A 26,503-nucleotide genomic window follows, 5' to 3' on the forward strand; every position below is an offset into this window, starting at 1 on the left:
AAATTATATCATAAATTTAGGGGCTATTGTTATTTTATTCTACATTTTCTATTTTTTATAATACTTTTTTCAGGGGTCTCGAACCGTCCCTTCCGGTACCATTTGTTTTTTTGGAAAAGATTAAATATAATATTGTATTAGATTAATTGCCGGAGGGATACTGATGAATTTTGGCCTTTTAAACTTAAACTGGGATAAAATTCTCGATAAATCCTTAATTCTTTTAATTATTCTGGTAAGCTCGGTGGTACTACTTAAGCTTGGCCACTCCTTTATCAACCGTTTTATTGTTCCCTACGGCAAAAAATTAAGCCTTAAGGAAAACCGGGTTGAAACCCTGCGTACCATCTTAAAAAGTCTCTGGAGTTACTTTATTTACATTACCGCATTTCTTACTATTATTGCTCAGGTCTTTGAAAATACCGGTTTTGCCAAAACCCTTTTAACCGGAGCTGGTATTTTAGGTTTAGCCGTAAGCTTTGGCGCCCAGAGCCTGGTTAAAGATGTGATAAGCGGTTTTTTTATTTTAATGGAAGACCAGTTTGCGGTGGGAGATTACGTTACCATCGGGCAAACCTCCGGCATTGTCGAAGAATTAGGGCTTAGAGTTACCAAACTCCGGGATTTTACCGGTGAGCTTCATATCATCCCCAACGGCAGTATAACAATGGTCACCAACAAAACCCGGGGACCGCAACGGGCTTTAGTGGACGTAGGGGTAGCGTACGAAGAAGATGTGGAAAAGGTAAACCGGGTTTTAGAAAGGGTTTGCCAGCAAATAAAAGAAAAATACGGAGAACTTATCTATGAAGGCCCCAAGGTTTTGGGGATTGTTAATTTCGGACCCTCGGAAATGGTTTTTCGGGTAATTGCCAAGGTAAAGCCCATGGAACAGTGGAATATCGAGTGGGAGCTCAGAAAAGCCATTAAAGAAGCTTTTGATGCCGAAGGTATTGAAATTCCATATCCCCGACGGGTCTACATTACCCGGGAGGAAAGGGAGATGGATAATGGTTGATCCGCGTGAAATTCAAATAGGCGATATAATTAAACTAAAAAAGCCACACCCCTGCGGAAATTACGAGTGGGAAGTGCTAAAAATAGGTATTGATTTTCGCTTAAAATGCACCGGCTGCGGCCATATTATTTTAGTTCCCCGGGAAAAAATTATTAGAAAAATTCGGGCGGTACGCAAAACTACTGGAAGCTAATTTGGAAGTTAGATGTTGGAGATTGGAGATTTGAAAAAATTTAAAAAATTACCGTGAGGAGGAAGTAGATGGAAATTGGAATTGTGGGACTGCCCAATGTGGGAAAGTCTACTTTATTTAATGCGATAACCAAGGCTAAAGCCGAAGCGGCCAATTATCCTTTTTGCACCATTGAACCCAACGTGGGAGTGGTAGAAGTCCCCGACCCCCGGGTGGATAAAATTGCGGAAGTGGTAAAACCCGAGCGGGTGGTGCGGGCCGTTACCCGTTTTGTGGATATTGCCGGTCTTGTTCGTGGAGCAAGCCGGGGAGAGGGCTTGGGCAATAAATTTTTATCCCACATCCGGCAGGTTGACGGTATTGCCCATGTGGTCCGCTGTTTTACCGACCCTAACGTTACCCACGTCGAAGGTTCGGTAGATCCCGCCCGGGATATTGATACCATAAATACCGAGCTTATCTTAGCGGACTTAGAAACCGCCCAAAGGCGTTTAGAGCGGGCGGAAAAAGTTGCCAAAAGCGGGGAAAAGCGGGGCAAAATTGAGGCAGAAATGCTTAAAAGGATAATTGACGGTTTTGACCGGGGTCTTCCGGTACGGGCCCATGAATTTTCCGATGAGGAAAAGGAGATTTTACGGGAAATCGGTTTTATCACCGCCAAGCCCGTAGTTTACGTGGCCAATGTGGGAGAAAAAGATCTTCTCTCGCCGCCCAAAGAAGTCGATATAGTGCGGGAAATTGCTGCAAAGGAAAATGCCGAAGTTGTCGTACTGTCGGCTAAAATCGAAAGCGAAATTCAAGAACTTCCCGAAGATGAACGGGCGTTGTTTTTAGAAGACCTTGGTATTGAAGAGCCGGGGTTAAATAAACTTATTAGAACCGGTTATGCTTTACTTGGCCTGATTACCTTCTTTACTGCCGGGCCCCAGGAGGTTAAAGCCTGGACCATAAAAAGAGGTACCAAAGCTCCTCAGGCCGCCGGCAAAATCCACTCGGACATCGAGCGGGGCTTTATCCGAGCAGAAGTTATTCCCTGGGAAAAATTAATAGAAGTCGGCTCGATGACCGTCGCCCGGGAAAAAGGGTTAATCCGCCTGGAAGGAAAAGATTACGTGGTTCAGGACGGCGATGTTATTTACTTCAGGTTTAACGTTTAAAAGGCCGAAAAGCTAAAAGCTTCTCGGCCTTTTTAATTATCAAATTTTATGGCTTTCTTACCAAAAACCTTAACGTTGGCCCAATTTTTTGCGGAGGTTCAGCCATTTCGTACCCGGCTTTTACCACTTCTTCCGGGACCGATTTAAACGATTGCGGACAATCGGCTAAAATTTCCAAAAGCGCTCCGCTTTCCAGTTCTGCCAGAACCTGCAGGGAATACACCACCGGATAAGGACAGGGTTCCCCCCGTAAATCCAAGACATACCGTTTCTCTTCCATATTACACCCTCCTCACCGGCATGGTCTTATTTTTTATCATTGACCTGCCGCTTGCTTCTCGTAAATCCGCCCATAAGTACAGCCCTAAAAGGAATAATCCAGTCAATATAAAGGCCGGTAAGTAACCAAAATGTTCTATCAAGCTAAACTTCGGAAACGGCTCGGCTAAGTATTTATAAACCCCCTTATCCCACACCAGGAACAAGATTGTTGCCCCAATCACATTACCCAAACCTACAAACCAAAAATGAATCTGGCCTTCCATTGCCCGGTACATCCAGCCGGTCTCACACCCTCCGGCAATAACAATCCCAATACCAAATAAAAGGCCACCAATTAGCGCATTGGGACCGGCCCAGAGAACTTTAGCAGGCGTTCCCTTGGCAATGAAAACAGCAGTTAAAAGCATCTGCACCGCCATTCCCCAGACCAGAGCCTTTAGCGTAGTCGTACGTCCCACCAGCCATAAGTCCCGAAAAGCTGAGGTAAAGCATACCTGTCCCTTTTGGATTAAAAAGCCAAAGGCAAAGCCAAAAACGGTAGCAAGTTTTAAATTATTCGGCATTTCCGGCCGGGACAATAAAATTCCGGCAAAAACAATAAGTCCAAGCCAGCCCAAAAAGGGTTGCATTTGGGTATTTGCCTTTAAATTTTCCGCATTAAATTCCGAAGCTTTGACCAGTTTGGGCTCTCCCCGAAAATAAGGAGAGAGGGTAATTTTTATTCCTATATAGGTACCAAAAATAGTTCCCAGGGTAAAAAACCAGGTATGAAGCGAAAACTGAGGTATTCCGGTAAAAAGGGCCGCTAAATTACACCCCATGGCAAGGCGGGTGCCAAAGCCGGCAATTATACCGCCAATTAAAGCCTGTAGCACCCTTTTAGCGGTAGGGATTCTAAGTTTAAAATTTTGCCCAAAAAGAGCTGCAATCAAGGCTCCCGCAAACATTCCCAGCACCATTACCCCGTCTATCCGGGTTAAAACGGTACCTTTATATTTGATGATTTTTAAATAAGTATAAGGCGATACATCTACGCCCATCCATTTGAGGAAACTTGCTCCCCAGCGGGTAAACTCACCGGTTACCGCCCATACTACGCCAACTGTTCCAAAGTAAAGGCCGCTTAAAATGCCCAGAAGTATGACCGTTGTCTTTTGGTCCCAAAATTCCGCAATTACTTTCTGGTAATAGCTTTTGATAATTTCGCCCATTATCAATTTCCTCCTTTCTTTCCTTCAAGATAATAACATAATGAATATTTATATTTCAAATTAATTTTTGTTAATTTTTTATTCAATATAATTACTATTCGTTATAAGTTTAAAAATTTTTCTTCCCGCCATACTAAATTAAAAAGGAGCGAATTTTATGCGGCCAATCTGGAAGGGTTTTATTGCCTTTGGTCTGGTATCCATTCCGGTAAAACTTTATCCTGCAACCGAATCTAAAAGCATCTCTTTTTCCCTTATTCACCAAAACTGCGGCGGGCCAATTCATTATAAAAAGTTCTGTGCCGTATGCAACCGCGAGGTCAGCCCAGAGGAAATTACCAAAGGATATGAATTTTCTAAAGGACAGTTTGTCACTTTTACCGAAGAAGAGCTTGAAGCTTTACCGAAGTTAAAAGGACGAAAAATTGAAATTTTGGATTTTGTAAATTTAGCCGAAGTGGACCCTATTTACTTGCAAAAAAGCTATTACTTAACACCTTCCGAAGGCGGAGAAAAACCTTATGCCTTGTTAATGCAGGCTTTAAAGGATAGCAAGAAAATTGCCATCGCGAAGATGGTTTTAAGAACCAAAGAAAATATCGCCATGGTGCGGGTCTTTAAAGAACAGGTTTTAACCGTTTCAACTATTTTCTATCCCGACGAAATTCGTAAGTTTGAAATATTGGAGATACCTAAGGAAATCCCGGTGGAGGAACGGGAGCTTTCTATGGCCAAAATGTTAATCGATTCTTTAACTACTCCTTTTACTCCCGAAAAATACAAAGATACCTACCGGGAAGCTTTAATGGAGGTAATTGAAAAGAAAATCCAGCACGAAGCCATTGTCATTCCCGAAGAAAAAGTTCCGGCAAAAGTTATTGATTTAACCGAAGCTCTTCGTTTGTCTTTAGAAAAAATTACCGGAGAAAAAGTTGGTGCATAAGCCTTGTTTAAACCCATGCTTTTAGAAGAAAGGGAAGCTCCCTTTGATGATAGTTCCTGGCTTTTTGAATATAAATGGGATGGTTTTCGCTGCCTTGTTTTTATTGAAAAAGAGGTTAAATTAATTTCCCGAAACGGTAAAAATTTAGCCCTTTCTTTTCCTCAATTGACCGAAGTTAAAACATTTTTTCCGCAAGATACCGTTTTGGACGGAGAAATTATCTGGGGGGAGGGTAAGAAAGGAAGTTTTTCCAAGCTTTTGGGGTTCTCAAAAAAGGAAGAAAATATTTTTTTAGTAATCTTTGATGTTTTAAGATTTTCCGGAAAAAATCTTTTAACTACACCTCTTATTGAGCGCAAAAGCTTTTTAAAAGACCTACCATCGCCTTTTAAAATTGCTCCGTATGTACTTGAAAAGGGAAAAGATTTTTTTAATAAGGCAGCTTTGGAAAATTACGAAGGGATAGTTGCCAAAAAAATTTCTTCTTTTTATTACCCGGGAAAACGTACCGCCCTCTGGCTTAAAATAAAAAATTTTACCAAAGAAAATTTTCTTTTAACAAAAGTTTTCATAAAACAGGGTAAGGTGGAAAGCTTAATGGTTTTTGACCAGAAGACTAATAACAGCTATAAAATCCCCTTTTGGGGACAAAACGACCTTTTAAATTTACTTACCCCCATAGTTAAAGAAAAAAACCCAGGAGAAATTACCCTTTATCCTCTTTTAGAAGTTAGTATCCAGTATCTTGAAAAAACCCCCGGGGGACTTCGCCATCCCAAAATTGTGGGGTTTTCTCCCGCCAATGGAGGTAACAATGGATTTAAGTAAAATCATTTCCAATCCCGATAAACTTTTTTATCCTGCGGATCTAATTTTTAAAAAGGATGTTATTGCTTACTACTACTTAATGGCTGACCACATCCTTCCCTATATCAGTAACCGCCCCTTTGTGATGAACCGCTTTCCTGACGGAATTGCCGGAAAAAGCTTTTACCAAAAAGAAATTCCCGCCTATGCTCCTAATTTTTTAAATAAAGTAGCTATTTGGCACGAAAAAGAAAAGAAATGGGTAAACTATCCCTCTGTAGCAAATAAAGAGGCCCTTTTATGGCTTGTAAATCAGGGCGTAATCGAGCTTCACTGCTGGCTTTCAGAAGTACCCCGGATAGAAAATCCGGATATTTTGGTTTTTGATTTAGATCCCGAACCACCGCTTTCGTTTCAGGATTGCCTTCCTGTGGCCCTTCTTTTCCGGGAGGTCCTTTTAAAACTTGGCCTTGAGGCCTGGCCCAAAACCTCCGGAAAAGAAGGTTTGCACCTTTTTGTCCCCATAGAACCAAAGTACGGTTTTAAAGATACCACCCGGGCAGCTTTCAATCTTTGCCGGTTAATTTTTAAAGCTTATCCCGAAAAGGTAACTTTGGAGCGGGTGATAAAAAAGCGAACAGGCAAAGTATACCTTGACTATCTCCAAAACACCCGGGGACGCACTATGGTTTTTCCTTACAGTCTTCGGCCCCTGCCCAAAGCTCCGGTATCCACCCCTCTTTTATGGGAAGAGGTAGCAAAAGGGGAGATCTCCCCTGCCGAGTTTAATATCAAAACTATCTGGAAGCGGGTAAAAAAATACGGCGACCTATGGAGTAATCTCCACCGCCGCCGCTATGATATTAAGCCGTTATTAGAGCTTATATAGGGTTATTCCCCGATAATTTTCACCAAAACCCTTTTTTTCCGTTTCCCGTCAAACTCCCCGTAAAAAATTTGCTCCCAGGGCCCAAGGTCAAGCTTACCTTCGGTAACCGCTACCACGACTTCCCGGCCCATAATAGTTCTTTTCAAATGGGCATCGGCGTTATCCTCAAAACCGTTATGCCGGTAGCGTTCATAAGGTTTTTCCGGGGCAAGCCCCTCTAACCATACTTCAAAATCGTGGTGCAGTCCCGGTTCATCGTCGTTGATAAAGACCGAGGCGGTAATGTGCATGGCGTTTACCAGGCAGAGGCCTTCTTTAATTCCCGACTCCTTTACGCATTTTTCTACGTCCGGGGTAATGTTGACAAAACCCCGGCGGGTAGGAAGGTTAAACCAGAGTTCTTTTCTATAGCTTTTCAATTTCTATCTAAACCCTCCTTCTTGTTTTTATCTTTTACCGACCACTTAACACCTACGACTTACCACCACTCAAAAATGCTTTATACGCCCGGTAAGCTTCATAAATATCGGCTTTACCGGCTACTTCAAAGGGAGAGTGCATCGATAATAAAGCGACTCCCGCATCCAATACTTCCATCCCGAGATTTGCTAAAAACTGAGCTACGGTACCGCCACCGCCCTGGTCCACTTTGCCCAGTTCCCCGGTTTGCCAGCGAATTCCTTCCTGATTAAATAAATCTATTATCTCCCGCATAAACTCGGCCGATGCTTCGCTGGTACCGTACTTGCCGCCGGAGCCGGTATATTTGGTCAAAACAATGCCGTAATTAATCTGGGCTGCGTTATTTTTTTCTAAAACCCCTTCAAAGGTCGGGTCTACCGCAGCAGTCACATCCGCCGATAGCGCCCGGGCCTTTTCTAACGAAAGCCTAAGCATAAGTTCGTCTTTTTCTCCCTGAGCTACCAAAAGCTTTAAGATAGCATTTTCTAAGAATTTACTTTGCATGCCGGTGTTGCCCATGGAGCCGATTTCTTCTCTATCCATAAATAAAGCTATTGCAGTTTTTACCGGTGCTTCTACTTCCAAAATTGCCTTTAAAGAAGTAAATACGCACACCCGGTCGTCCTGGCCAAAACCGCCAACCATGCTCCGGTCCAAACCCACTTCCCGGGCTGGACCTGCCGGTACCAGTGATAGTTCCGCAGTAATTAAATCTTCTTCAGTTATACCAAAGCGGTCGTGGAGAAGTTTTAGGATATAAGTTTTAATTTTATTTTCCTTGGCCTCCTGGTCCGGAATATTTCCGGTAAGCGCATTTAAATCTTCCCCGGTAATGGCTTCTCTTATTTTTTTCTCCATCTGGTCTTTAGCAAGATGAGGTAGTAAATCGGTAATCGTTAAAACTCCCTCGTTTTCGTCTTCTCCGTATTTTATATCTAAAACTTTTCCGCCTTTCAAAACTACCGTACCCCAAAGAGCTAAAGGCCTTGTTACCCACTGGTATTTTTTAATTCCACCGTAGTAGTGAGTTTTTAACAGAACAAAGCCATCTTTTTCATAGAGAGGCTGCGGTTTTAAATCAAGCCTCGGTACGTCTAAATGAGATGCAACTAAATTAAAACCTTCTCTTAAAGGCTTTTCCCCGATTACCGCTAAAAGCACCGCTTTGTTTTTAAAGAAAAGATAAACTTTATCTCCGGGTTTTAATGTTCTTTCCTCCTTTAAAGCCTCTTCAAGATTCGTAAACCCGCGTTTTTGAGCCTCTTCCACTATGTAACTTGCTACTTTCCGTTCGGTTTTACAACCGCTTAAAAAATCAAGATACTCCCTATTAAACAGGTAGATTGGATTTTGGTCTTTTGTGTTGGAAAAAATATTTTCCCGTTTTAACATTAAATCCATGGCTTAGCCTCCTTTATTCCTGTAAAGGTTGAAATGCCATCTTTAACTAAGGTAAAGAAGTAATTTAAAACCAGAGAATTTTGAACCAAACTTAAAAAGCCTTTAATCTCTCCCCCAAGAGAAGTCTTAATCAAAACCCCTGCCAACGGTATTAAAATAAGAGATAACACCACTAAAAAAATAACCCCTTTCACTCCATTATAAAAAATTCCCAAAAGAGAATCTATAATTCCTAATGGAGTTTTTCTAAGACCCCGTCTTATACTTCCCCCGGCTTTCCAGATTAAGAATGCCGTTACTAAAAATAAAACCCCTTTAAAAAACACCGGTAAGTACTGATTTTTCAGGCTTTGCGGAAGATAGGGTAAAAAAGCAGGAATAACTTTGGGAAACAGCATGTCCCCCCATAAAAATGAAACTATGACCCCACCTGCAAGGGCAGTAATTTTTACCGGAAGTCCCAAAATTCCTTCCCGGCTTCCTTTAAATAATAAAAATAAAAACAATCCCAGCAGTAAATAATCAAGGGTATTGAAGCTCATACTAACCACCTACCATTTTATTCCTATTAATAATTTTAACAAACAATATAAAAATAAAAAACCGGCATAGCCAAAAAGGGGATAAAGATATTTCACCAGGTACTGAAAGGGTATTAAGGCAACTAAAAAACTCAAAAAATATACAAAAAAAAGTAATCTTCGGCTTTTGGGTAGTCGAAGGGCCAAAGCCACTCCATCGGAAACTGCGGTGGTGGCCACTGCAAGCCAAATACAAATTCCAAAGAGCCAATAAGAAACAAAATGCTTTTTACCTGCTAAATACAACAATGGTACCTGATATTTAAGGACCTCGGGATAGTTAGCGGCCAAGGCAAAATAGATTAACCCCGCTAACAACCAAAAAAGTATTGTTCCAAAAATTACTCCTCCGATAATATCAGCAGTTTTCATTTCCCGCCCCAGCGGCACCAAAACCGACCCCAAAAGCAAAATATTATACGAAGCATAGATAATTGCTGCCGATAGCCAGTTTTGCAGCCAATGGTTTTCTGCCGCAACATACTTAAACGCACTTAATTCTTTACAGGAAATTACTATCAAAAAAATCACCAAGAGGGGAGTTAAGATTATGTTTATATAATATAAACCAAGCAGTTGTTTTTGACCCGTTAAGAGAACAATTAAAAGCAAAAAGCCAATACCAAAGAGACCCGGAAGGTTAAAATATTCATGAAAAATTGCCCCGCTGGCGGAAAGCATTACCCCTAAACCTCCAAATAATACCGCGGTAAAAGCGAAATCCGCTAAAAACTGATAACGGGGACTTAAGCTTAACTCAATTAATTCCCGGTAATTTTTTAGTTTTAAATTATGGCTCACCTTTAATGTTCCCCAGGAAAAAAAACTCAATAACCCCCCGGTTAAAACTATTCCCAAAAAACCTTTTTCTCCGTAACGATTAAAAAATAACATGATCTCCTGACCTGATGCAAAACCTGCCCCTACCAAACTACCTATAATAATCATTCCAAGTTTTAACCAAATAACCATCACCCTCCCCGTGTACTACTAAATTTTATGCAAAAACAGTATAATTTTTCCTTTATCTGGATATTATAGTAACAAGACGGAGGGAGGGCAGGAAGTTGAAGTTTTATTTTCAAAACCCTGAAGATAAAAAACTTTTAAAAACAGCAATAAGTCGGGAAATTCTGCGAAAAGCCTTAAATCGACCGGTGGTAATTTTATGTATAGGTACAGATCGTTCCACCGGCGATGCTTTTGGACCTTTAGTGGGAAGCTTTTTAAAAAACGTTCGGATAAATTTTTTTCATGTTTACGGTTGTTTAGAAGAACCGGTTCATGCGGTAAATTTAGAAGAAACTTTAAAAAATATTTATCATCAATATAAAAATCCTTTTCTCATTGCTGTGGACGCTTCCTTGGGGTCATTAAACAGCGTTGGACAAATAATTTTAAAAGACGGTCCGCTAAAACCCGGAGCTGCCTTAAATAAAAAATTACCCCCGGTAGGAGATTTAAGTCTCACCGGGGTGGTTAATATTGGTGGTTTTATGGAATTTATGGTGCTGCAAAATACCCGTCTCTCAACAGTAATGGCTATGGCTCGCTTTTTAAGCGAGGTCTTAATCGAGCTTAATCACCAATTTTCTCCCGCAGAACATTTACAATTTCTTCCGGGGTACGGCCACTGGCGTTTATTACCGGAGCTTTAGTGTCGGTATCTTGCATACCCATAAGGTTATTTTTAACTCCCGAAACCACAAACGCATCCACCCGTTGCTCTTGCCTTGGGTCCACCACTTGATAACCTGATTCTCTAAGTACTTCATATAAGTTACTGAGTCCTTGCTCCACCGCAACCTTTTTCATTAAACTCACCTCCCGGTGAGTTTATTTTTTTCAATTTTTTCTCTGCTTATCCTGAATAATTCTTAGCAAGAAGCGTTAAAACTTCCTCCTTTTCCACCGGCCGGAAATCTTCGTAAAACTGGCCCACAGCGTAAAAATCTTCCGGTACTATTAAGGAAAATACAGCAAAACCATTATTTTTTAATAAATTAATAGCTTCAGTGCTTGCAACCGGAACAACCACTGTAATGGATTTAGCCCCTTGCTTTATTAACGATAAACCCGCGGCTAAGACAGTAAAACCAGTAGCTAAGCCATCATCCACCAAAAGGACATTTTTATTTGTATAGTCGTAATTTATATTGTCTATATTGTATATACTTTGCATTTCTTTAATTTTTCGCTGGGCCTTTTTTATTTGTTTTTCTAAAATTTCTGGTGAAATCCCTAATAATCTTATAAATTCCTCATTTAAGGCTAAGGACCCATCAGCGGTAACTGCCCCCAGAGCTACTTCTTCATTGTGAGGAGCCCCGATTTTTTTGGGCAGGATAAGCTTTAATGGTAGCTTTAGTTTCTTAGCTATTGGTGCTGCTACTACTGCACCCCCTCGGGGGATAGCCGTAACAACGTCTCCAACAATACCTTCATTCCATAATTTGGCAGAACAAACCCGACCTGCATCCTCCCGGTTTTTAAAATACATTTTATCTCCCTTCTTCCATCGCTTTACCGATTGCCTTTTGTTCCTCTTCCGTTAAAGGGTAGATAGACGCACCCTGCTCTACCGGCTTTCCGTATACGAGGCATTGCTCCCGCCCATAGAGACTGGTAATTACTACTCCATTATTGTTGGCATCTAAAAAAGCCACCGAAAAGCTTAATTCCGAACCCAATTCCGGCAAAGCTTTATACCGCACCATTCCTACTTTTTGCACTGCCAATAGAAGCCTTTGGTTTAAATCTTCGGTGTACTTTTTTAAGTTTGTAACTTCACCTTTTAGTAACTCATTATCCCGGGCTAAATCCAGCAAAATATTTTCCAAATTTTGCCCGGAATTTCCTTGAAGTAAATTTTTTAATTCCCGTCTTAGTTTAACCGTTTTTACATATAAGTTAAGCAGCAAAAGAAAAAATATTAAATTTAAACCAAATACGCCTAAAATTACTTCCGGCCGCATTAAAGTTGTAAAATTTAGCATTTTAAATCCCTCCGTAATTCTTGGTTTTTTTTGTCCTGAAAATTTGCTACAATTAATTAAAAACAAAACCGGAGGTGCGGTATGTCGCAGCAAAAGTTAGAAAAGCTTACTTCTATTTTAACCGAAATGAAGTCGGTAGTGGTAGCTTTTTCCGGAGGAGTTGACAGTAGTTTTTTATTAAAAGTTGCCAGAGATGTCTTGGGAGATAAGGTAGTAGCCGCCGTGGGTATTTCTGATACTTATAAGCCCGACGAACTTTTAGAAGCGGAAAATATAGCAAAGATGCTTGGAGTTAAGTTAATAAAAGTTTATACCGATGAATTTTCGGATCCCAACTTCGTCAATAACCCCCCGGACCGGTGTTACTATTGTAAAAAAAGCCTTTTTAGTAAACTTATTGAATTAAAAGAGCAATTAAGTTTTAAATATGTAGCCGATGGGGCAAATTTAGACGATAACAAGGATTATCGTCCCGGCCACCGGGCTATTGAGGAGCTGGGTATTCGTTCCCCCTTAAGGGAAGCTGGGTTTACTAAAGACGAAATCCGGAGTTTTGCCCGGGAAATGGGACTGCCTAATTGGAATAAACCGGCAGAAGCCTGCCTTGCCTCCCGTTTTCCTTACCATACTAAAATTACGAAAGAAAATCTACAAAAAATTTATTTAGGTGAAAAATACTTAAAGGGCTTGGGTTTTAATATTGTGAGGGTTCGTTTTCATGATCCTATTGCCCGAATCGAGTTGTCTCCTGAAGAATTGCTTAAGGCTGTAGAAATGCGCCAGGACATTGTTAAATATTTTCAAGATTTAGGCTTTAATTATACCTGCCTTGATCTTTTGGGTTACCGTACCGGCAGTATGAATGAAATTTTGGAGGAATTTTAAATGGAAAACCTTTATGAAGTATTAAAAAAGGTTGAACTTGGAAAAATTACTGCTGAAAAAGCCTTAAAGGTAATCCAGGGGGAGTTTTTTGAGGACTTAGGTTTTGCCCGGGTTGATTTTCACCGGGAAAAGCGGAAGGAATTTGCCGAAGTAATTTTTGCTCAAAATAAAACGCCGGAGGAAACAGCCCTCATTGCCCAAAAACTTTATGAGCGGCACGGACGCTTTTTAGCTACCAGGGTAAGTTTTGATCACTACGAAGCCATTAAAAGGCTAATCCCAAACACTTTTTACAATGACCGGGCTAAAACCGCCGCCTACTACCTGGAGGGAAAACCTCGGCCCGGTAATCCTCTTATCATCACCGCCGGCACTTCGGATCTTCCGGTAGCTTTGGAAGCAGAAGAAACCCTTAAATTTGCCGGTTTTAAGCCGCAAACTCTTTTTGATGCAGGCGTAGCTGGCATTCACCGTTTATTTGCTAGTATTGACTTACTACGAAAAGCCGATGTTATTATAGCGGTAGCAGGGATGGAAGGGGCGTTGCCTTCGGTAGTGGCCGGTCTTGCCTCCTGTCCGGTTATTGCCGTCCCTACTTCGGTTGGCTACGGTGCCAACTTTCAGGGACTTTCTGCTCTTTTAACGATGTTAAACAGTTGCGCTCCGGGAATCGGAGTAGTTAACATCGATAACGGCTTTGGAGCAGCCGCTTTAGCAATTTCCATTTTAGGTTTAAAGGAGAAGTAAAATGCGGCTATATCTTGATTGTTTTATGGGAATTTCCGGAGATATGATGTTGGGACTTCTTTTGGATTTAGGAGTTAGGGAGGAGGAGTTTCTTAATCTTTTAAATACATTGCCCCTGGAGTTTTCTTTAGACGTTAAAACCGTTCAAAAAAACGGCCTTTCCGGAAAAAAAGTTTCGGTGTTATATCCAAAGCCCCATCAACACCGTCATTTAAACGATATCTATGAAATTATTGAAAAAAGTTCCCTGCCGATTGAGGTAAAGAATAAAAGCAAATACGCTTTTAAACTTTTAGCAGAAGCAGAAGCAAAAATTCACGGTACCACCATGGATAAAGTTCATTTTCATGAAGTAGGGGCGGTCGATGCAATTGTGGATATTTGTGGTAGTATTCTTGGAGTTTATCTTTTAGAGGTAGATACGGTAATCGCCTCACCGTTACCCCTATCCCGGGGGTTTGTAAACTCCGCTCACGGTCCCATCCCCTTGCCGGCACCGGCCACCTTAGAGCTCTTATCCGGTATTCCGGTAGTTCCAGCTCCGGTAGCAGGGGAACTGGTAACTCCTACCGGAGCTGCCCTTTACCGGGTTTTGGTGGCTAAAACGGAAAATGCTCCTTCAGGGACAATCATTAAGACCGGTTACGGTGCCGGAAGCAAGGATTTTATCTATCCTAACATGTTGCGGGGAATTTTATTTACTGAAAACTCGGTAAAAAAAAGTAACCTGGTTCTTTTGGAGACAAATATCGACCATCTTTCGTCTGAAGCTTTAGGGTATAGTTTTAACCGGCTTTTCCGGGAAGGGGCTTTAGACGTTTTTATAACCCCAATTCAAATGAAAAAAAGCCGCCCCGGGGTAATCCTTTCGGTTCTTTGCCCTGAATCCGAGGAGGAAAAGTTTGCTGCAATTATCTTTTCCGAAACGGGAAGTCTGGGGATAAGAAGACAAAAGATAGAGCGCTATGAAGCCGAGAGAGAAATAATTAAGCTAAATACCCGTTACGGTTTACTTCCGGTAAAAATCGGCCGCTTTCGGGGCAAAGTTATTTCCGTCCATCCGGAATTTGATGCCTGTCAAGTAGCCGCTCAAAAATACAATGTTTCTTTCAGGGAAGTTTACGAGGAAGTAATGGCCGTATGGCAGGCAAAATTTGGAGTTTAGCACTTAATAAAAAGGAGCCAGAGCGGCTCCTTTTTTAAGTCTAGGACAGTTGCTCCCGGCAAAATTGCATAAAGGCCTGGATAGCCGGCGAGTAGAATTTGCGGTTATTTAGAACCACATAAAACTCCCGGTACATAGGTAAATTTTCAATGGTAAGTTGCTTAAATATCCCCCATTTAATCTCCCGCTGTATCGTCCACCTGGAAAGGATAGCCGCTCCTAATCCCGCATCTACTGCTCCCTTTATTGCTTCCGTGCTGCCCAGTTCCATTACTATTTTTAGCTCTTGCAGGTTTAAACCAGCCGCCTGCAGTCGCTCTTCTATCACCTTCCGGGTGCCTGAACCGGGTTCCCGCATTATCAGAGGTAATGTTGCTAACTCCTCCCAGGAAATCTGCCCACGTCCAGCAAGAGGATGGTTGGCCGCTACCACTACTACCAGTTCATCCCGAGCTACCGCTTCTACGTGAAGTTCCCCGGCGGTTACCTCTCCCTCTACAAAACCCAGATCTAAAGTAAGATCAGTTACCCGTTCCAGTACCTTTTCGGTATTCATTACTTCCATGGTAATATTTACTTCTGGGTGTTTTCGGTAAAAGGAGCTCAAAAGCGGTGGCAAAACGTGACCCCCAATAGTTAAACTAGCCCCCAAAACCAGCTTTCCTTTAATGATACCAGCAGCCTGGCTAATATCCCGTTGAGCTTTGTCCATTAGGGATAACAGGTGCAGGGTGTACTTATAGAGGATTTCTCCTGCCGGGGTAAGAGTAACCCGTTTAGTGGTCCTGTCAAGAAGCTTGGTCCCATAATATTCTTCTAAAGCCTGGATATGCATACTAATGGCAGGCTGAGAAATATGCAGGAGGCGAGCAGCTTCTGAAAAACTTTTCTTTTCTACTACCACCCGGAAAATTTCCAGCTGATTTCGGTTCAAAAAGGAACCTCCTTTTTGAATTATTTTTAAGGCTTAAGTAATTGAAAATAATATCAGCAATCCCCAGCCAAACAGGGCTAACGCCAGAGAACCGATCACACCCACCAGCAGAGAGCTACCCCCTACCCGCCTGAAAGTTTGTAGCCTCACGTGCAGGCCAAGTCCAGCCATGGCCATCGTCAGGAGAAAAATGCTTACCTGCAGGATAAACTGCTCCATCGCTGGAGTCAGGAGGTTAAAAGTATTTATCAAACTAAAACCGAAGAAACCAAAGACAAACCAGGGAATGGGTAATTGCCTGGGGTGTTGCTGCGAAGACCCTCTCTGTTTTTTGTTAAAAAGATAACCCATAACCATAGCTACAGGAATTAGCAGTGCGACCCTACCTAGCTTTACCAAAATTGCAATTTCGCTGCTAATCTTCCCTCCGGCCATAGAAGCCGCCACTACATGGGCTACTTCATGCAAGGTGGAACCGGTAAGCACCCCGTAAGCATAGGGGCTTAAGGGTAAAAAGGGTTGGAGCAGGGTATAGACAAGGGCACCCAAGGTTCCAAGCAAAGCAACAATACCTACCGATATGGCTGTCTCATTATCATCGGCATGTACCAGGGGCGCTACCGCAGCAATGGCTGCTGCCCCACATACAGCGGTACCCACCCCGAGAAGAGCGGCCAAGCGTTTGTTCAGAGAAAAACGCTTACCAAGCCACCAGAACAGGGCTATCGTAAAAACTATGACCAATGCATCAATTAGAATGATTCGAGGTCCGGAGGCAATTATCATATTGATATCCAGACGGATGCCCATAAGAATAACCCCAAGTTTCAACAGCCTTTTGGCCGCAAAATCGATACCTTCATTGGCTATACGGGGAACTCCTAACACGGCACGCCAGGAAATGCCTAAAAGGATGGCGATTACCATAGTTCCCATAACGGAAAAAAAGGGAAGGCTGGTTAACTGCCTGGCCAGTAGGGTTAAAACTAGGGTTAAAGTTAATCCCCGTACCAAATTAAAAGATTTATTTTTTTTATTTATCAATACTATAGCTTCCTGCGACATACACTACCCCCTCTTAAGATATTTCCCCGGGGAATAACGATTACAGCTATAAGGATATCATATTAATGGCGCCAACAGAAATATTAAGTAACAATGAATTTTATAAGTAAAACTTATAAGTATTAAGTTTCCGCCTTCGATTTTCTGTAAATTAAACTAAAAGAAAATAAAAAAAGAGCCAAAAATTTGGCTCAATTTACAATTCATCTTTTATCTCCTTTACTGCCTCTAAAAATTTCTCAACTTCCTCTTCGGTATTAAAATACGAGAAGCTTGCCCGCACTGCCCCCCGGTCTAAGGTTCCGGCAACTTCATGGGCTTTGGGGGCACAATGAAGTCCAGATCGCGTGGCTATGTCGTAAAGCTTATCTAGCATAAAGCTTACGGTTGCCGCATCGGCCTCGGGAAAATTAAAAGATACAAGCGGCGCCCGATCTTTTACCAGATCCGGACCCAAAATTTCCGCACCTAGCTCCTTTAACCCCTGATAAAGCTTCCGGGTAAGTTTCTTTTCATGCTGAAAAATTTTCTCTACGCCTATCTTGAGGACAAACTCCACCCCCGCTTTTAGTCCAGCAATACCAATCGTATTGAGGGTACCACTTTCGTATTTATCTGGCAAAATTTCCGGCGGTAGTTCTTCTTCCGAATGTCCCCCGGTCCCGCCTTCTTTTAAGGTTCTTACCACCTTTTCCCACTCGGGAGCGATATAGAGGCCGCCCGTTCCCTGGGGGCCGTAAAGACCTTTATGACCGGTAAAAGCCAGCAGAGAAATGTTATAGCTCTGGACATCCACCGGTATCGTTCCCAGGGATTGCGCCGCATCTACTATTAAGGCAATTCCCACTTCCCTGCAGATCTTTCCTACTTCCGCCACCGGCGTAATACATCCCAAAACATTGGAAGCATGGGTTAAAACTACTGCCCGGGTATTTGGTTTTAAAAGTTTCGTTATTTCCCCAGGGTCTATTTCTCCAGAGGGCGACGCTGATAAATAGCTAACTTCAACCCCTTCTCGATTAAGGCGATTTAAAGGCCGTTGAGCTGCATTATGTTCAAAAGGCGAAGCAATGACATGGTCCCCGGTTTTGAGGAGGCCTTTTAGAGCCAGATTTAAGCTTTCAGTAGCATTGGCTGTAAAAATTACCCGGTCTGCGGAAACTCCATTTATTAAGGTGTTTATCGCTTCCCGCGCTTCAAGGATTATTTGGGAAGCTTTTAATGCCCTTTGATGGCTTCCCCTGCCAGGATTCGCCCCTATTTTCTCGGCAAAATAGAGCATTGCCTCAAAAACTTCTGGCGGTTTGGGGTAAGTGGTCGCGCTGTTATCAAAGTAAATCGGGGACATTTATTCCACCTCTTTCTGGTCATTGAACTCTTTCATTCGATGTATAATAAATCTAAAATCCGCTGCAACTCCTCCGGCGAATAATATTCAATGGTTATTTTTCCCCGCCCTTTAGCCGTATTTTTTATTTCTACTTTAGTTGAAAAAAAGGCTTTTAATTTATCCTCTATTTCCTGAATTTCCGGAGATACCTGCCGTTTTGTTTTTATTTTAACCTCCGGTTTATTTTTTATTTTTTTCACCAGTTCTTCAGTGGCCCGCACCGAAAGACCCTCATTTATCACCTTACGGGCAGCTTCACTCATTTTAATTGGATCCTCTAAAGCTAATAGGGCCCGGGCATGACCGTAAGATAATTCGCCTCTCTCCACCATTTCTTGAATTACCAATGGTAAATTTAAAAGGCGCAAAAGATTCGTGACATACGTCCGGGATTTAGCTAAATTTTCCGCTACTTCCTCCTGGGTCAAGTGAAACTCCTCTATGAGCCTTTTGAGAGCTTTAGCCTGTTCTAATGGATTTAAATCTTCCCGCTGGAGGTTTTCCATTAAGGCAACTACGGTTGCTTCTTCATCGTTGAAATCCTTTACCACCGCTGGAATTTGTTTTAACCCCGCTAGCTGGGCTGCCCGCCAGCGCCGTTCCCCTGCTACCAGTTCATATTTATCTCCAGCAATTTTTCGCACAACGATTGGTTGCAAAACTCCATGTTTTTTTATAGACTCCGCAAGCTCCGCTAGCGCTTCCTCGCTAAAAATCGTTCGGGGTTGCTTGGGATTTGGTATTATTTTTTCCACATTTATTTCATATAGTCCTTTTTCTCCTGCTTCGGTCAGGTTACCTAAATTTAGTTTACCTTCGGGTATCAGGGCATCCAGGCCCCGTCCTAAGCCTTTTTTATTTTTCATTTCGTTCCACCACTTCCCTGGCAAGTTCAAGATAAACTTCTGCCCCCCGGCACTTGGGATCATATAAAAAAATGGGTTTGCCATAGCTAGGTGCTTCCGATAAGCGAACATTTCGTGGTACTACCGTTCTAAAGACCAGCCCGCGGAAATAACTTTTCACTTCTTCTACCACTTGAATGGAAAGATTCGTCCGGCCGTCAAACATGGTTAAAACTACCCCTTCAATTTTTAAATCAGGATTTAAACGGGTTTTAACAAGATTGATCGTATTCATTAACTGGGTTACTCCTTCCAGGGCGTAATACTCACACTGGATTGGAATCAACACACTATCGGCCGCTGCCAAGCCATTTAGGGTAATCAGTCCTAGGGAAGGAGGGCTATCGATTAAAATATAATCGTAATTTTTTTTAATCGGTAATAATGCTCTTTTCAATCGCAGCTCACGCTCCGGAAGCATTACCAGTTCTATTTCCGCACCGGCTAAATCTACCGTAGAGGGAATGATCCACAACCCTGGAATTTCTGTTTCTAAAATACCTTCCCCATCATGTCCTTCCACCAGTAAATCATAAATCGTGGTTGGTAATCCTTCTTTGGGAAATCCAAGCCCACTTGTTAAGTTAGCTTGTGGATCCGTATCTACCAGGAGTACTTTTTTACTTTCCAGAGCCAGGGCTGCACCTAAATTTATAGCAGTTGTAGTTTTAGCAACCCCACCTTTTTGGTTGGCAACGGCAATAATCTTTCCCATGTTTTCCTCCTGCAGTAGTAATTGATTAAAATTATTTTAACATAATTTTTTAAAAAAGTGTTACTTTAATGTTTCACGTGAAACATTTTATCCGCCTCCTTTTATTTGCTTAAAAAAATACGGGCAAGGTTAGTTTTCCTAGCCTTGCCCTGCTAATAAGATTCATATTTTCTTTTTTTAATTGTTTCACGTGAAACATTTTTATAAAGGTCGTTTTTCAGGAATTCCGGGACGCCGGGGATATTTTGCTGGTGTCTCCAGGGTTTTTTGATAAATTGCAACAGTTCGTTGTCCGTAATCTTCGGGTAATTCATAGCGGAGTATATCTACAAGTTCTACTCCAAGCTCCCTAGCAGCATTTTGCGCATCAGCTATTTCCTCATCGATAGCCGGTCCCTTTAAAAGGAACATTTCTCCCCCAACCTTTAAAAGAGGTGCGTGAAGTTCAAGCAAAATTCGGGTATTGGCTACCGCCCGGGAGAAGGAATAGTCATAACTACCCCGATAATCTTTATTTTGGCCTAAGTTTTCCGCCCGTTCATTTTTTACCATTACTGACTGAAAACCCAATTCCTTTATTGTTTTTTCTAAAAAAAGACAGCGTTTTTTTAAAGAATCTACCAATGTAATTTCCATTTGAGGAGACATAATCTTTAAAGGAATTCCGGGAAAACCAGCACCGGTCCCTAAATCAATGGCTTTTTTACCGTTTAAATCGCGGTATTTTAAAATGATAATACTGTCTAAAAAATGCTTCACAACTATTTCCTTTTCACCGGAGAGGGCAGTTAAGTTAACTCTTTTATTTTCCTCAAATAATAAATCAGCATATTTTATAAAAAGGTCTATCGTCTGATTATCAGGATTAAAACCATATTCATTAAAGTAACGTTTAATTAGAGTCTTCATCGTTTACCTCTCGCTTTTTACTTTCCAGATAAATTAATAACACGGAAATATCTGCCGGAGTAACACCGGAAACCCGGGAAGCCTGTCCGATATTTTCCGGACGTATAGCATTTAATTTTTGGATGGCTTCAGCCGACAATCCCTTAACCTTACTATAATCAAAATTAGGAGGTAATTTTTTGCCTTCATATTTATTAAACCGTTCTATTTCCCTTAGTTGTTTTTCAATATAGCCTTCGTACTTAACAAGGATTTCAACTTGCTCTTTCACATCCTCGGGGTATTTCCCCTCAATTTCAAAGATCCGTTCTATTGCCGCCATGTTAATTTCCGGACGACGCAAAAATTCTTTTCCGGAAATTCCGTGTTTTGGCAAAGATGTACCGTATTCCTCCATAATTTCTAAGTTTCTTTTATTGGGATTAACCCGATTTTCTTCTAAAAATTCCATTAAATCATTTATTTTTTCTACCCGCTCATTAAATTTCCTCCACCGCTCTTGATCTACTAACCCAAGCTTATAACCCTTTTCCGTAAGCCGAAGGTCAGCATTATCGTGGCGCAAGATTAAACGGTACTCGGCCCTGGAAGTTAATAGCCGATAAGGGTCCGTAACCCCTTTAGTAACCAGGTCGTCTATCAAAACACCAATATAAGCTTCAGACCGTTTTAAAATAAAGGGTTCCTTTTCTTTTACATACAACGCCGCATTAATTCCGGCTATTATTCCCTGACCAGCAGCTTCTTCATAACCGGAAGTACCGTTGATTTGTCCGGCAAAAAAGAGACCTTTAATATGTTTTGCTTCTAAGGTAAGCTTTAATTGAGTTGGATCGATATAATCATACTCAATAGCATAAGCCGGCCGCATGATTTCTACATGCTCAAGTCCGGGTAAAGTCCGTAACATTTTTAATTGCAAATCTTCAGGAAGACTCGTGGACATGCCCTGGACATACATTTCATAGGTATTCAATCCTTCTGGTTCTAGAAAAACTTGATGCCGAGGTTTATCGGAAAAACGCACTACTTTGTCCTCAATCGATGGGCAGTAACGCGGACCAACCCCTTTAATCTCTCCCGAATAAAGAGGAGAGCGGTGTAGGTTCTCTAATATTATTGTGTGAGTTTCCAAGTTAGTATAGGTGAGCCAGCAAGAAACATTGGGTCTTTTTATGCCTTCGGACATATAAGAAAAATAAAGGGGCCGATCATCTCCCGGCTGTTCGATCATCTTGGAAAAATCAACAGTCCTTTTATCGACCCGGGCAGGAGTTCCGGTCTTAAAGCGTCCAAGGGTAAAGCCAAGGTCCAAAAGGCTTTGGGATAACTGACTGGCATAGGGAAAGCCGGCAGGCCCAGAAGGATAATGAACATCGCCAATTATAATACGGGAGCTTAAATAAGTCCCGGAAGTAACAACGACCGCCCGCGAAGTAAAAACTGCCCCGGTGCGGGTGACTACACCCCGGACTCTATCACCTTTAACCAATATTTTTACTGTTTCCGCTTGCTTTAAATAAAGATTATCTTGTCTTTCAATAGTCTTTTTCATCTCTTCCTGATAGCGTTTTTTGTCGGACTGTGCCCGTAAAGTTCGTACAGCCGGCCCTTTTCCGGTATTTAGCATTCGGATTTGAATATAAGTTTTATCGGTATTTATTCCCATTTCACCGCCTAAAGCATCTATTTCTCTTACCACTACCCCTTTGGCCGGTCCACCTACAGCGGGATTACAGGGCATTAAGGCAACGTTATCTAAAGATAACGTTAAAAGCAATGTTTTTAGACCCATCCGAGCCGAAGCAAGCGCTGCTTCCACTCCGGCATGTCCAGCCCCTACAACTATCACGTCATAATTACCTGCCTGATATTCCATAGTTCCCCCCTACTTTCCAACACAAAATTGGGCAAATATCTCATTGATAATCTCTTCCCCCAGCGTATCACCGGTAATCGCTCCTAAATCCTTTAAAGCTTCATTTAAATCAATAGCTACGATATCTACCGACTCACCAGATAAAACAAGTTTTTTAGCAGCATACAGAGAGTGCAAAGCTTTTTCTAAATAATTTTTATGGCGAAGATTAGATATTAAAGCATTCTCCGAAATCCCCTCTTGCTCCGGAATTAATAGCTCATAAAGTTGATCTTCAAGGGTTTCAAGACCAGTTAATTTTTTCGCCGAAAAAGGGACAAATCTTTTAATTCCTGTTTTTTGCAAATATTCTTCTATATTTAGCCCCTTGCTTACCAAATCAATTTTATTTAATACTAATAAACTTTTTTCCTTATTGATTAATCCTAAAATTTTTTTATCGTTTTCATCAAGGCCTAAGCTTACATCGACGACAAACAGGGTTACGTCCGCTTGATTTAAATATTCCCTGGTTTTTTCAACCCCAAGCTTTTCAACCAAATCTTCGGTTTCCCGGATACCGGCAGTATCGACTATTTTTACGGGAATCCCTTTTAAATTTAAATAATCTTCTATAACATCCCGGGTAGTTCCGGGAATATCGGTAACAATTGCTCTTTTTTTTCGCAAAAGGGCATTTAATAAAGAAGATTTTCCCACATTGGGCTTTCCGGCAATAACGGCAGTAATACCTTCTTTAAATATTCTTCCCCGTTCATAAGAAGATAAAAGCTTTTCAATGTCAAGAATTATCTCATCAAGATTTTTACTGGCCGTTTCAGGACTTATCTCATCAAATTCATATTCGGGATAATCTATACTTACCTCAATATGAGCAAGGATGTTGATAATCTTCTGACGAACAGTATTTATTTTTTCCCGAACTTCCCCCGATAGCTGCCGTCCAGCAATTTTTAAACCAGCTTCAGTTTTAGCACGAATAATATCAATTACCGCTTCAGCCTGGGAAAGGTCAATTCGTCCATTTAAAAAAGCTCTTTTGGTAAATTCACCGGGTTCCGCTAAACGCACCCCTTCTTTTAAAATTAGTTCTAAAACCTTTTCCACCGCGACAACTCCACCGTGACAATTAACCTCCACCACATCTTCACCAGTATAACTTTTGGGAGCACGCATAACCGAAACCAGTACTTCATCCACCAGGGTTTCATCAATGGGGTCAATTATTTTACCGTAATGAAGAGTATAGCTTCTTACCGTCGCCAAATCTTTTTCCGTATGGGGTAAAAATATTTTTTTAACAGCTTCTATAGCAAAAGGGCCACTTACTCGTACAATCCCAATACCCCCTTCCCCCAAAGGGGTAGAAATAGCTGCAATAGTATCTTCAATCATAGCAGTCACTCCCATCATTCTTTAAAAATTATACCAAATAATACTGATAAAAAAGGCAGGTAAGATACCTGCCTATCTCTTGGGTGCTATAATAACTTTCCGATTGGGTTCTTCCCCTTCACTGTATGTATAAACTCCTTCATGATTTTGAAGAGCAGTGTGAATGATCCGGCGTTCTTGAGGTGTCATCGGTTCTAAGGCAAAAGGACGACCTTTTTGTTTAACTTTTTCCGCTACTTTTTCTGCAAGTCTAATTAAAGTTTTTTCCCGGCGTTCCCGATAGCCCTGAGCATCTAAAACAATCCTCTGGGGTTGTTCTTCCTTTTTATTAGCAGCTAAATTGGTTAAGAACTGCAAAGCATCTAAAGTTTCTCCCCGGTGTCCAATTAATACCCCTACATCGTTTCCATAAAGATTAATTAAAATATGCTCTTCCCGGGGAAATACTTCAAAACTCACCTTTACTCCCATGGAATTAATAACTTCATCTAAGAACTTCTTTGCTTTTTCAACAACCTTACTTTTAACGGTAAGCTTTACCTTCGCAGGCTTTTGGCCAAAAATTCCCAATATACCTTTAGTAGGCTGCTCTAAAATCTCAATTTCCACATCCGCTCGATTTACTCCTAATTTTTTTATACCAAGATTTATTGCCTCTTCCACAGTTTTGCCGGTAACCTCAATCTCCCGCATCCTACTTGGTACCCCTTTCACCAATCGTATGGGTGCTCTTGTTAACAAAATATTGCTGAATAATATTCATGATATTTAAAACAACCCAGTAAATCCCCAAGCCTGCTGGTAAAGACATGGCAATCCAGCCAATCATTAATGGCATAAAATACAGCATGATCTTTTGATTGGGATCATTATTACTTGAAGCCATACTCATTTTACTCTGGACATAAGTAGTAAGAGCAGCCAGTAACGGTAAAATAAAATACGGGTCTTTGTGGCTTATATTGGCAATCCAGAAAAACTTGGCATGAGCCGGATTTAAATATTTAAACGCATAAAGAGCCCGATATAAAGCAATTAAAATAGGAAATTGAATTAATAACGGAAGGCACCCAGACATCGGGTTTACTCCATGTTCTTTGTAAAGCTCCATTAAAGCCTGCTGCTGTTTTTGCGGGTCATTTTTATATTTATTTTGAATTTCCTGCATTTTCGGCTGTAACTCTTGCATCGCCTTCATTGATTTCATTTGAGCGTGATTTAAAGGATATAAGAGAATCTTTATTAAAATAGTAAGCAAAATAATCGCTAAAGCATAACTTGGTAACCCAATATTTTTAGTAAACAAATATAAATTATTTAACACCCACGTAATAGCATCGATTAAAGGCTGCAAAACATTTACCTCCTTGGCTTTTTCTCCGGTACCGGGTCATAACCTCCGGGACTAAAGGGGTGGCAACGCAAGACTCGTTTTGTCCCAAGATAACTGCCGTATATTACACCGTAACGTTCAATAGCTTCATAAGTATACTGAGAACACGTTGGATAATAACGACAATTATTACCTAGCATAGGTGAAATAAACTTTTGGTAAATCCGGATTAGGATTAAAAAAACCTTCCGCATGTTAAACCGCCCGCTTCATTAATTTAATTATATATAAAAGTTGCTCTAAAATCACAGAAAATTCATCATTTTTAAACGACACCCGCGGTATAATAACATAATCATATCCAGGCAAAAATTCAGGGCAAATTTTTTTTACCGCTTCTTTTAACCTCCGGCGCAAGCGGTTTCTTACTACCGCTTTTCCTATTTTTTTACTTACCGAAAAGCCAAAAGAAGGTGTTTGATCTGCCTCCTCTTTCTTTAAGTAATAAAGAATAAAATAACGGGATGCGAGAGACTTACCGTTTTGGTAAACTTTTCGGTATTGTTGATTTTTGGTTAGAAATTGGCATTTATTCATAACACATCTTTTAAAAGCATTTCCTAAATTAGATTAGCTTATACAGAATAAAGGCCCTGTGGGCCTTTATGCAGTAAGTCTTTTTCTACCTTTAAGCCGCCGTCTTTTAATAACATTCCGCCCTCCAGGGGTTCGCATCCGCTTTAAAAAACCATGAACTCTTTTCCTCCGTCGGTTTTTTGGTTGGTAGGTCCTTTTCATTTTTCCACCTCCTAATCTATATAAAAGAGCCTTTATCCTCCATACATACATATAAATTATAGAAGATGGGATACACCCCGTCAAGAAATTTTTCTCCTCCTTTTTGGGTTATCCACAGATATTTTTCTTCTTAACTTTTTTATAAAATTTTTTTATTGCTTAAAATAAAAAATACCTTATTTTATCCACAAATCCACAAATTTTTTTTCACAGTTTTTTCAGGGTGTGAATAACTTTTTAAATACTTATTGCAGGGTAATTAGTTAATATGCTATTATTTTAGTGAATTAACCGTCTTGTGGATAATTTTTGCTAATAAGATATGCACAATTTGTGGATAAGTTGTGGAAAAACTGTTAAGAGAACGTTTGTAGTAACCAGGTAGGATTTATACTCCTTCCTGGTTTTTAATGACTTATAGACGTTTTGTTTTTGGGAGGGTA

Annotated in this window: 32 protein-coding genes; 10 read left to right on the plus strand and 22 right to left on the minus strand. The window is 41.0% G+C overall.

All coding sequences use genetic code 11. The features are described 5' to 3' along the window. Positions 1-163: 163 nt before the first annotated feature. The 3 genes from cpu_RS02935 (at position 164) to ychF (ending at position 2,368) form a co-directional block, all read left to right on the plus strand. Positions 164-1,018 carry a mechanosensitive ion channel family protein gene (locus cpu_RS02935; RefSeq protein WP_075858507.1) on the plus strand — a complete coding sequence of 285 codons (855 nt, stop codon included), beginning with the start codon at positions 164-166 and terminating at the stop codon, positions 1,016-1,018. Next, the gene (locus cpu_RS02940; protein ID WP_011342980.1) at positions 1,011-1,211 is read left to right on the plus strand and encodes a DUF951 domain-containing protein; all 201 of its coding nucleotides are present in this window, start codon (positions 1,011-1,013) and stop codon (positions 1,209-1,211) included. Before cpu_RS02935 ends, cpu_RS02940 begins: the two co-directional genes overlap by 8 nt. Positions 1,212-1,279: 68 nt before the next feature. Continuing rightward, positions 1,280-2,368 (plus strand): redox-regulated ATPase YchF, encoded by a 1,089-nt coding sequence (ychF, locus tag cpu_RS02945; protein WP_075858508.1) that lies wholly within the window; start codon positions 1,280-1,282, stop codon positions 2,366-2,368. Positions 2,369-2,414: 46 nt separating this feature from the next. Here ychF and yedF read toward each other — a convergent pair whose 3' ends face one another. Next, positions 2,415-2,648 carry a sulfurtransferase-like selenium metabolism protein YedF gene (yedF, locus tag cpu_RS02950; protein WP_028051842.1) on the minus strand — a complete coding sequence of 78 codons (234 nt, stop codon included), beginning with the start codon at positions 2,646-2,648 and terminating at the stop codon, positions 2,415-2,417. 1 nt (position 2,649) lies between these two features. Then, positions 2,650-3,861, minus strand: a complete 1,212-nt coding sequence (gene yedE / locus cpu_RS02955) for a selenium metabolism membrane protein YedE/FdhT (protein ID WP_075858509.1) — start codon at positions 3,859-3,861, stop codon at positions 2,650-2,652. 157 nt (positions 3,862-4,018) lie between these two features. On the opposite strand from yedE, the gene ku reads away from it, so the two are divergent. From ku to ligD, 3 genes are read left to right on the plus strand one after another with little or no spacing between them, the layout of a single operon-like run. Continuing rightward, complete coding sequence (ku, locus tag cpu_RS02960) at positions 4,019-4,804, plus strand: non-homologous end joining protein Ku (protein WP_075858510.1); 786 nt, start codon at positions 4,019-4,021, stop codon at positions 4,802-4,804. A 3-nt stretch (positions 4,805-4,807) separates the two neighbouring features. Then, positions 4,808-5,632, plus strand: a complete 825-nt coding sequence (locus tag cpu_RS02965; RefSeq protein WP_075858511.1) for an ATP-dependent DNA ligase — start codon at positions 4,808-4,810, stop codon at positions 5,630-5,632. Next, complete coding sequence (gene ligD / locus cpu_RS02970) at positions 5,619-6,500, plus strand: non-homologous end-joining DNA ligase (protein ID WP_075858512.1); 882 nt, start codon at positions 5,619-5,621, stop codon at positions 6,498-6,500. The genes cpu_RS02965 and ligD overlap by 14 nt, the downstream gene beginning before the upstream one ends. A 2-nt stretch (positions 6,501-6,502) precedes the next feature. On the opposite strand, the gene cpu_RS02975 is transcribed toward ligD, so the two are convergent. From cpu_RS02975 to cpu_RS02990, 4 genes are read right to left on the minus strand one after another with little or no spacing between them, the layout of a single operon-like run. Further along, positions 6,503-6,919, minus strand: coding sequence for a secondary thiamine-phosphate synthase enzyme YjbQ (locus cpu_RS02975; protein WP_075858513.1), 417 nt, complete (start codon positions 6,917-6,919; stop codon positions 6,503-6,505). 52 nt (positions 6,920-6,971) lie between these two features. Beyond that, a complete protein-coding gene (locus tag cpu_RS02980) occupies positions 6,972-8,363 on the minus strand; it encodes an aminopeptidase (protein ID WP_075858514.1) in 1,392 nt (463 codons plus the stop codon). After that, a complete protein-coding gene (locus cpu_RS02985; RefSeq protein ID WP_075858515.1) occupies positions 8,354-8,905 on the minus strand; it encodes a CvpA family protein in 552 nt (183 codons plus the stop codon). The genes cpu_RS02980 and cpu_RS02985 overlap by 10 nt, the downstream gene beginning before the upstream one ends. Positions 8,906-8,914: 9 nt before the next feature. After that, positions 8,915-9,916 carry a YkvI family membrane protein gene (locus cpu_RS02990; protein WP_075858516.1) on the minus strand — a complete coding sequence of 334 codons (1,002 nt, stop codon included), beginning with the start codon at positions 9,914-9,916 and terminating at the stop codon, positions 8,915-8,917. Positions 9,917-10,011: 95 nt separating this feature from the next. On the opposite strand from cpu_RS02990, the gene yyaC reads away from it, so the two are divergent. Next, positions 10,012-10,602 (plus strand): spore protease YyaC, encoded by a 591-nt coding sequence (gene yyaC, locus cpu_RS02995; RefSeq protein WP_075858517.1) that lies wholly within the window; start codon positions 10,012-10,014, stop codon positions 10,600-10,602. On the opposite strand, the gene cpu_RS03000 is transcribed toward yyaC, so the two are convergent. From cpu_RS03000 to cpu_RS03010, 3 genes are read right to left on the minus strand one after another with little or no spacing between them, the layout of a single operon-like run. After that, the gene (locus cpu_RS03000; protein ID WP_075858518.1) at positions 10,523-10,759 is read right to left on the minus strand and encodes a YkuS family protein; all 237 of its coding nucleotides are present in this window, start codon (positions 10,757-10,759) and stop codon (positions 10,523-10,525) included. The genes yyaC and cpu_RS03000 overlap by 80 nt on opposite strands. 46 nt (positions 10,760-10,805) lie before the next feature. Continuing rightward, complete coding sequence (locus cpu_RS03005) at positions 10,806-11,444, minus strand: phosphoribosyltransferase (RefSeq protein WP_075858519.1); 639 nt, start codon at positions 11,442-11,444, stop codon at positions 10,806-10,808. A 1-nt stretch (position 11,445) separates the two neighbouring features. Further along, the gene (locus tag cpu_RS03010) at positions 11,446-11,940 is read right to left on the minus strand and encodes a DUF4446 family protein (protein WP_075858520.1); all 495 of its coding nucleotides are present in this window, start codon (positions 11,938-11,940) and stop codon (positions 11,446-11,448) included. 81 nt (positions 11,941-12,021) lie between these two features. On the opposite strand from cpu_RS03010, the gene larE reads away from it, so the two are divergent. The 3 genes from larE to larC are packed head-to-tail and all read left to right on the plus strand — an operon-like array spanning position 12,022 to position 14,737. Beyond that, the gene (gene larE, locus cpu_RS03015; RefSeq protein ID WP_075858521.1) at positions 12,022-12,825 is read left to right on the plus strand and encodes an ATP-dependent sacrificial sulfur transferase LarE; all 804 of its coding nucleotides are present in this window, start codon (positions 12,022-12,024) and stop codon (positions 12,823-12,825) included. After that, complete coding sequence (larB, locus tag cpu_RS03020) at positions 12,826-13,572, plus strand: nickel pincer cofactor biosynthesis protein LarB (protein WP_075858522.1); 747 nt, start codon at positions 12,826-12,828, stop codon at positions 13,570-13,572. A 1-nt stretch (position 13,573) separates the two neighbouring features. Continuing rightward, positions 13,574-14,737, plus strand: a complete 1,164-nt coding sequence (gene larC / locus cpu_RS03025) for a nickel pincer cofactor biosynthesis protein LarC (RefSeq protein ID WP_075858523.1) — start codon at positions 13,574-13,576, stop codon at positions 14,735-14,737. A 40-nt stretch (positions 14,738-14,777) separates the two neighbouring features. On the opposite strand, the gene cpu_RS03030 is transcribed toward larC, so the two are convergent. From cpu_RS03030 to rpmH, 13 genes are all read right to left on the minus strand, one after another. Continuing rightward, positions 14,778-15,671: a selenium metabolism-associated LysR family transcriptional regulator gene (locus tag cpu_RS03030; protein WP_075858524.1), complete on the minus strand. Its 894-nt coding sequence runs from the start codon at positions 15,669-15,671 to the stop codon at positions 14,778-14,780. A 33-nt stretch (positions 15,672-15,704) separates the two neighbouring features. Continuing rightward, positions 15,705-16,736: a YeiH family protein gene (locus cpu_RS03035; RefSeq protein WP_075858525.1), complete on the minus strand. Its 1,032-nt coding sequence runs from the start codon at positions 16,734-16,736 to the stop codon at positions 15,705-15,707. A 196-nt stretch (positions 16,737-16,932) separates the two neighbouring features. Beyond that, positions 16,933-18,084, minus strand: a complete 1,152-nt coding sequence (locus cpu_RS03040; RefSeq protein WP_075858526.1) for an aminotransferase class V-fold PLP-dependent enzyme — start codon at positions 18,082-18,084, stop codon at positions 16,933-16,935. A 32-nt stretch (positions 18,085-18,116) separates the two neighbouring features. Further along, positions 18,117-18,992, minus strand: a complete 876-nt coding sequence (locus cpu_RS03045) for a ParB/RepB/Spo0J family partition protein (RefSeq protein ID WP_075858527.1) — start codon at positions 18,990-18,992, stop codon at positions 18,117-18,119. Next, positions 18,982-19,746 (minus strand): ParA family protein, encoded by a 765-nt coding sequence (locus cpu_RS03050; RefSeq protein ID WP_075858528.1) that lies wholly within the window; start codon positions 19,744-19,746, stop codon positions 18,982-18,984. The genes cpu_RS03045 and cpu_RS03050 overlap by 11 nt, the downstream gene beginning before the upstream one ends. Positions 19,747-19,947: 201 nt before the next feature. Continuing rightward, positions 19,948-20,655: a 16S rRNA (guanine(527)-N(7))-methyltransferase RsmG gene (gene rsmG, locus cpu_RS03055; RefSeq protein ID WP_075858529.1), complete on the minus strand. Its 708-nt coding sequence runs from the start codon at positions 20,653-20,655 to the stop codon at positions 19,948-19,950. Next, the gene (gene mnmG / locus cpu_RS03060; protein WP_075858530.1) at positions 20,639-22,534 is read right to left on the minus strand and encodes a tRNA uridine-5-carboxymethylaminomethyl(34) synthesis enzyme MnmG; all 1,896 of its coding nucleotides are present in this window, start codon (positions 22,532-22,534) and stop codon (positions 20,639-20,641) included. Before mnmG ends, rsmG begins: the two co-directional genes overlap by 17 nt. Positions 22,535-22,543: 9 nt before the next feature. Beyond that, positions 22,544-23,929 carry a tRNA uridine-5-carboxymethylaminomethyl(34) synthesis GTPase MnmE gene (gene mnmE / locus cpu_RS03065; protein WP_075858531.1) on the minus strand — a complete coding sequence of 462 codons (1,386 nt, stop codon included), beginning with the start codon at positions 23,927-23,929 and terminating at the stop codon, positions 22,544-22,546. 72 nt (positions 23,930-24,001) lie between these two features. Further along, positions 24,002-24,622 carry an RNA-binding cell elongation regulator Jag/EloR gene (gene jag / locus cpu_RS03070; protein WP_075858533.1) on the minus strand — a complete coding sequence of 207 codons (621 nt, stop codon included), beginning with the start codon at positions 24,620-24,622 and terminating at the stop codon, positions 24,002-24,004. Between the two features lies 1 nt (position 24,623). Continuing rightward, a complete protein-coding gene (locus cpu_RS03075; protein WP_075858534.1) occupies positions 24,624-25,283 on the minus strand; it encodes a YidC/Oxa1 family membrane protein insertase in 660 nt (219 codons plus the stop codon). A gap of 5 nt (positions 25,284-25,288) precedes the next feature. Further along, complete coding sequence (yidD, locus tag cpu_RS03080; RefSeq protein ID WP_075858536.1) at positions 25,289-25,516, minus strand: membrane protein insertion efficiency factor YidD; 228 nt, start codon at positions 25,514-25,516, stop codon at positions 25,289-25,291. 1 nt (position 25,517) lies between these two features. After that, positions 25,518-25,859 (minus strand): ribonuclease P protein component, encoded by a 342-nt coding sequence (gene rnpA, locus cpu_RS03085; protein ID WP_075858537.1) that lies wholly within the window; start codon positions 25,857-25,859, stop codon positions 25,518-25,520. 66 nt (positions 25,860-25,925) lie between these two features. Continuing rightward, positions 25,926-26,060, minus strand: a complete 135-nt coding sequence (rpmH, locus tag cpu_RS03090; RefSeq protein ID WP_011342949.1) for a 50S ribosomal protein L34 — start codon at positions 26,058-26,060, stop codon at positions 25,926-25,928. Positions 26,061-26,503 lie beyond the last annotated feature (443 nt).

It is taken from the genome of Carboxydothermus pertinax (assembly GCF_001950255.1).
GTDB classification, from domain to species: domain Bacteria; phylum Bacillota; class Z-2901; order Carboxydothermales; family Carboxydothermaceae; genus Carboxydothermus; species Carboxydothermus pertinax.

Coding starts and splice junctions, on each gene's coding strand:
- rpmH (WP_011342949.1), bottom strand. CDS start 26,060: ATGAAAAGGACCTACCAACCAAAAAACCGACGGAGGAAAAGAGTTCAT.
- cpu_RS03040 (WP_075858526.1), bottom strand. CDS start 18,084: ATGTCCCCGATTTACTTTGATAACAGCGCGACCACTTACCCCAAACCG.
- ychF (WP_075858508.1), top strand. CDS start 1,280: ATGGAAATTGGAATTGTGGGACTGCCCAATGTGGGAAAGTCTACTTTA.
- yedF (WP_028051842.1), bottom strand. CDS start 2,648: ATGGAAGAGAAACGGTATGTCTTGGATTTACGGGGGGAACCCTGTCCT.
- mnmE (WP_075858531.1), bottom strand. CDS start 23,929: ATGATTGAAGATACTATTGCAGCTATTTCTACCCCTTTGGGGGAAGGG.
- cpu_RS03035 (WP_075858525.1), bottom strand. CDS start 16,736: ATGTCGCAGGAAGCTATAGTATTGATAAATAAAAAAAATAAATCTTTT.
- cpu_RS02940 (WP_011342980.1), top strand. CDS start 1,011: ATGGTTGATCCGCGTGAAATTCAAATAGGCGATATAATTAAACTAAAA.
- cpu_RS03050 (WP_075858528.1), bottom strand. CDS start 19,746: ATGGGAAAGATTATTGCCGTTGCCAACCAAAAAGGTGGGGTTGCTAAA.
- larB (WP_075858522.1), top strand. CDS start 12,826: ATGGAAAACCTTTATGAAGTATTAAAAAAGGTTGAACTTGGAAAAATT.
- ku (WP_075858510.1), top strand. CDS start 4,019: ATGCGGCCAATCTGGAAGGGTTTTATTGCCTTTGGTCTGGTATCCATT.
- yidD (WP_075858536.1), bottom strand. CDS start 25,516: ATGCGGAAGGTTTTTTTAATCCTAATCCGGATTTACCAAAAGTTTATT.
- larE (WP_075858521.1), top strand. CDS start 12,022: ATGTCGCAGCAAAAGTTAGAAAAGCTTACTTCTATTTTAACCGAAATG.
- cpu_RS02985 (WP_075858515.1), bottom strand. CDS start 8,905: ATGAGCTTCAATACCCTTGATTATTTACTGCTGGGATTGTTTTTATTT.
- ligD (WP_075858512.1), top strand. CDS start 5,619: ATGGATTTAAGTAAAATCATTTCCAATCCCGATAAACTTTTTTATCCT.
- cpu_RS03005 (WP_075858519.1), bottom strand. CDS start 11,444: ATGTATTTTAAAAACCGGGAGGATGCAGGTCGGGTTTGTTCTGCCAAA.
- cpu_RS03010 (WP_075858520.1), bottom strand. CDS start 11,940: ATGCTAAATTTTACAACTTTAATGCGGCCGGAAGTAATTTTAGGCGTA.
- yedE (WP_075858509.1), bottom strand. CDS start 3,861: ATGGGCGAAATTATCAAAAGCTATTACCAGAAAGTAATTGCGGAATTT.
- larC (WP_075858523.1), top strand. CDS start 13,574: ATGCGGCTATATCTTGATTGTTTTATGGGAATTTCCGGAGATATGATG.
- cpu_RS02990 (WP_075858516.1), bottom strand. CDS start 9,916: ATGGTTATTTGGTTAAAACTTGGAATGATTATTATAGGTAGTTTGGTA.
- mnmG (WP_075858530.1), bottom strand. CDS start 22,534: ATGGAATATCAGGCAGGTAATTATGACGTGATAGTTGTAGGGGCTGGA.
- jag (WP_075858533.1), bottom strand. CDS start 24,622: ATGCGGGAGATTGAGGTTACCGGCAAAACTGTGGAAGAGGCAATAAAT.
- cpu_RS03000 (WP_075858518.1), bottom strand. CDS start 10,759: ATGAAAAAGGTTGCGGTGGAGCAAGGACTCAGTAACTTATATGAAGTA.
- rnpA (WP_075858537.1), bottom strand. CDS start 25,859: ATGAATAAATGCCAATTTCTAACCAAAAATCAACAATACCGAAAAGTT.
- rsmG (WP_075858529.1), bottom strand. CDS start 20,655: ATGAAGACTCTAATTAAACGTTACTTTAATGAATATGGTTTTAATCCT.
- cpu_RS03045 (WP_075858527.1), bottom strand. CDS start 18,992: ATGAAAAATAAAAAAGGCTTAGGACGGGGCCTGGATGCCCTGATACCC.
- cpu_RS02935 (WP_075858507.1), top strand. CDS start 164: ATGAATTTTGGCCTTTTAAACTTAAACTGGGATAAAATTCTCGATAAA.
- cpu_RS02980 (WP_075858514.1), bottom strand. CDS start 8,363: ATGGATTTAATGTTAAAACGGGAAAATATTTTTTCCAACACAAAAGAC.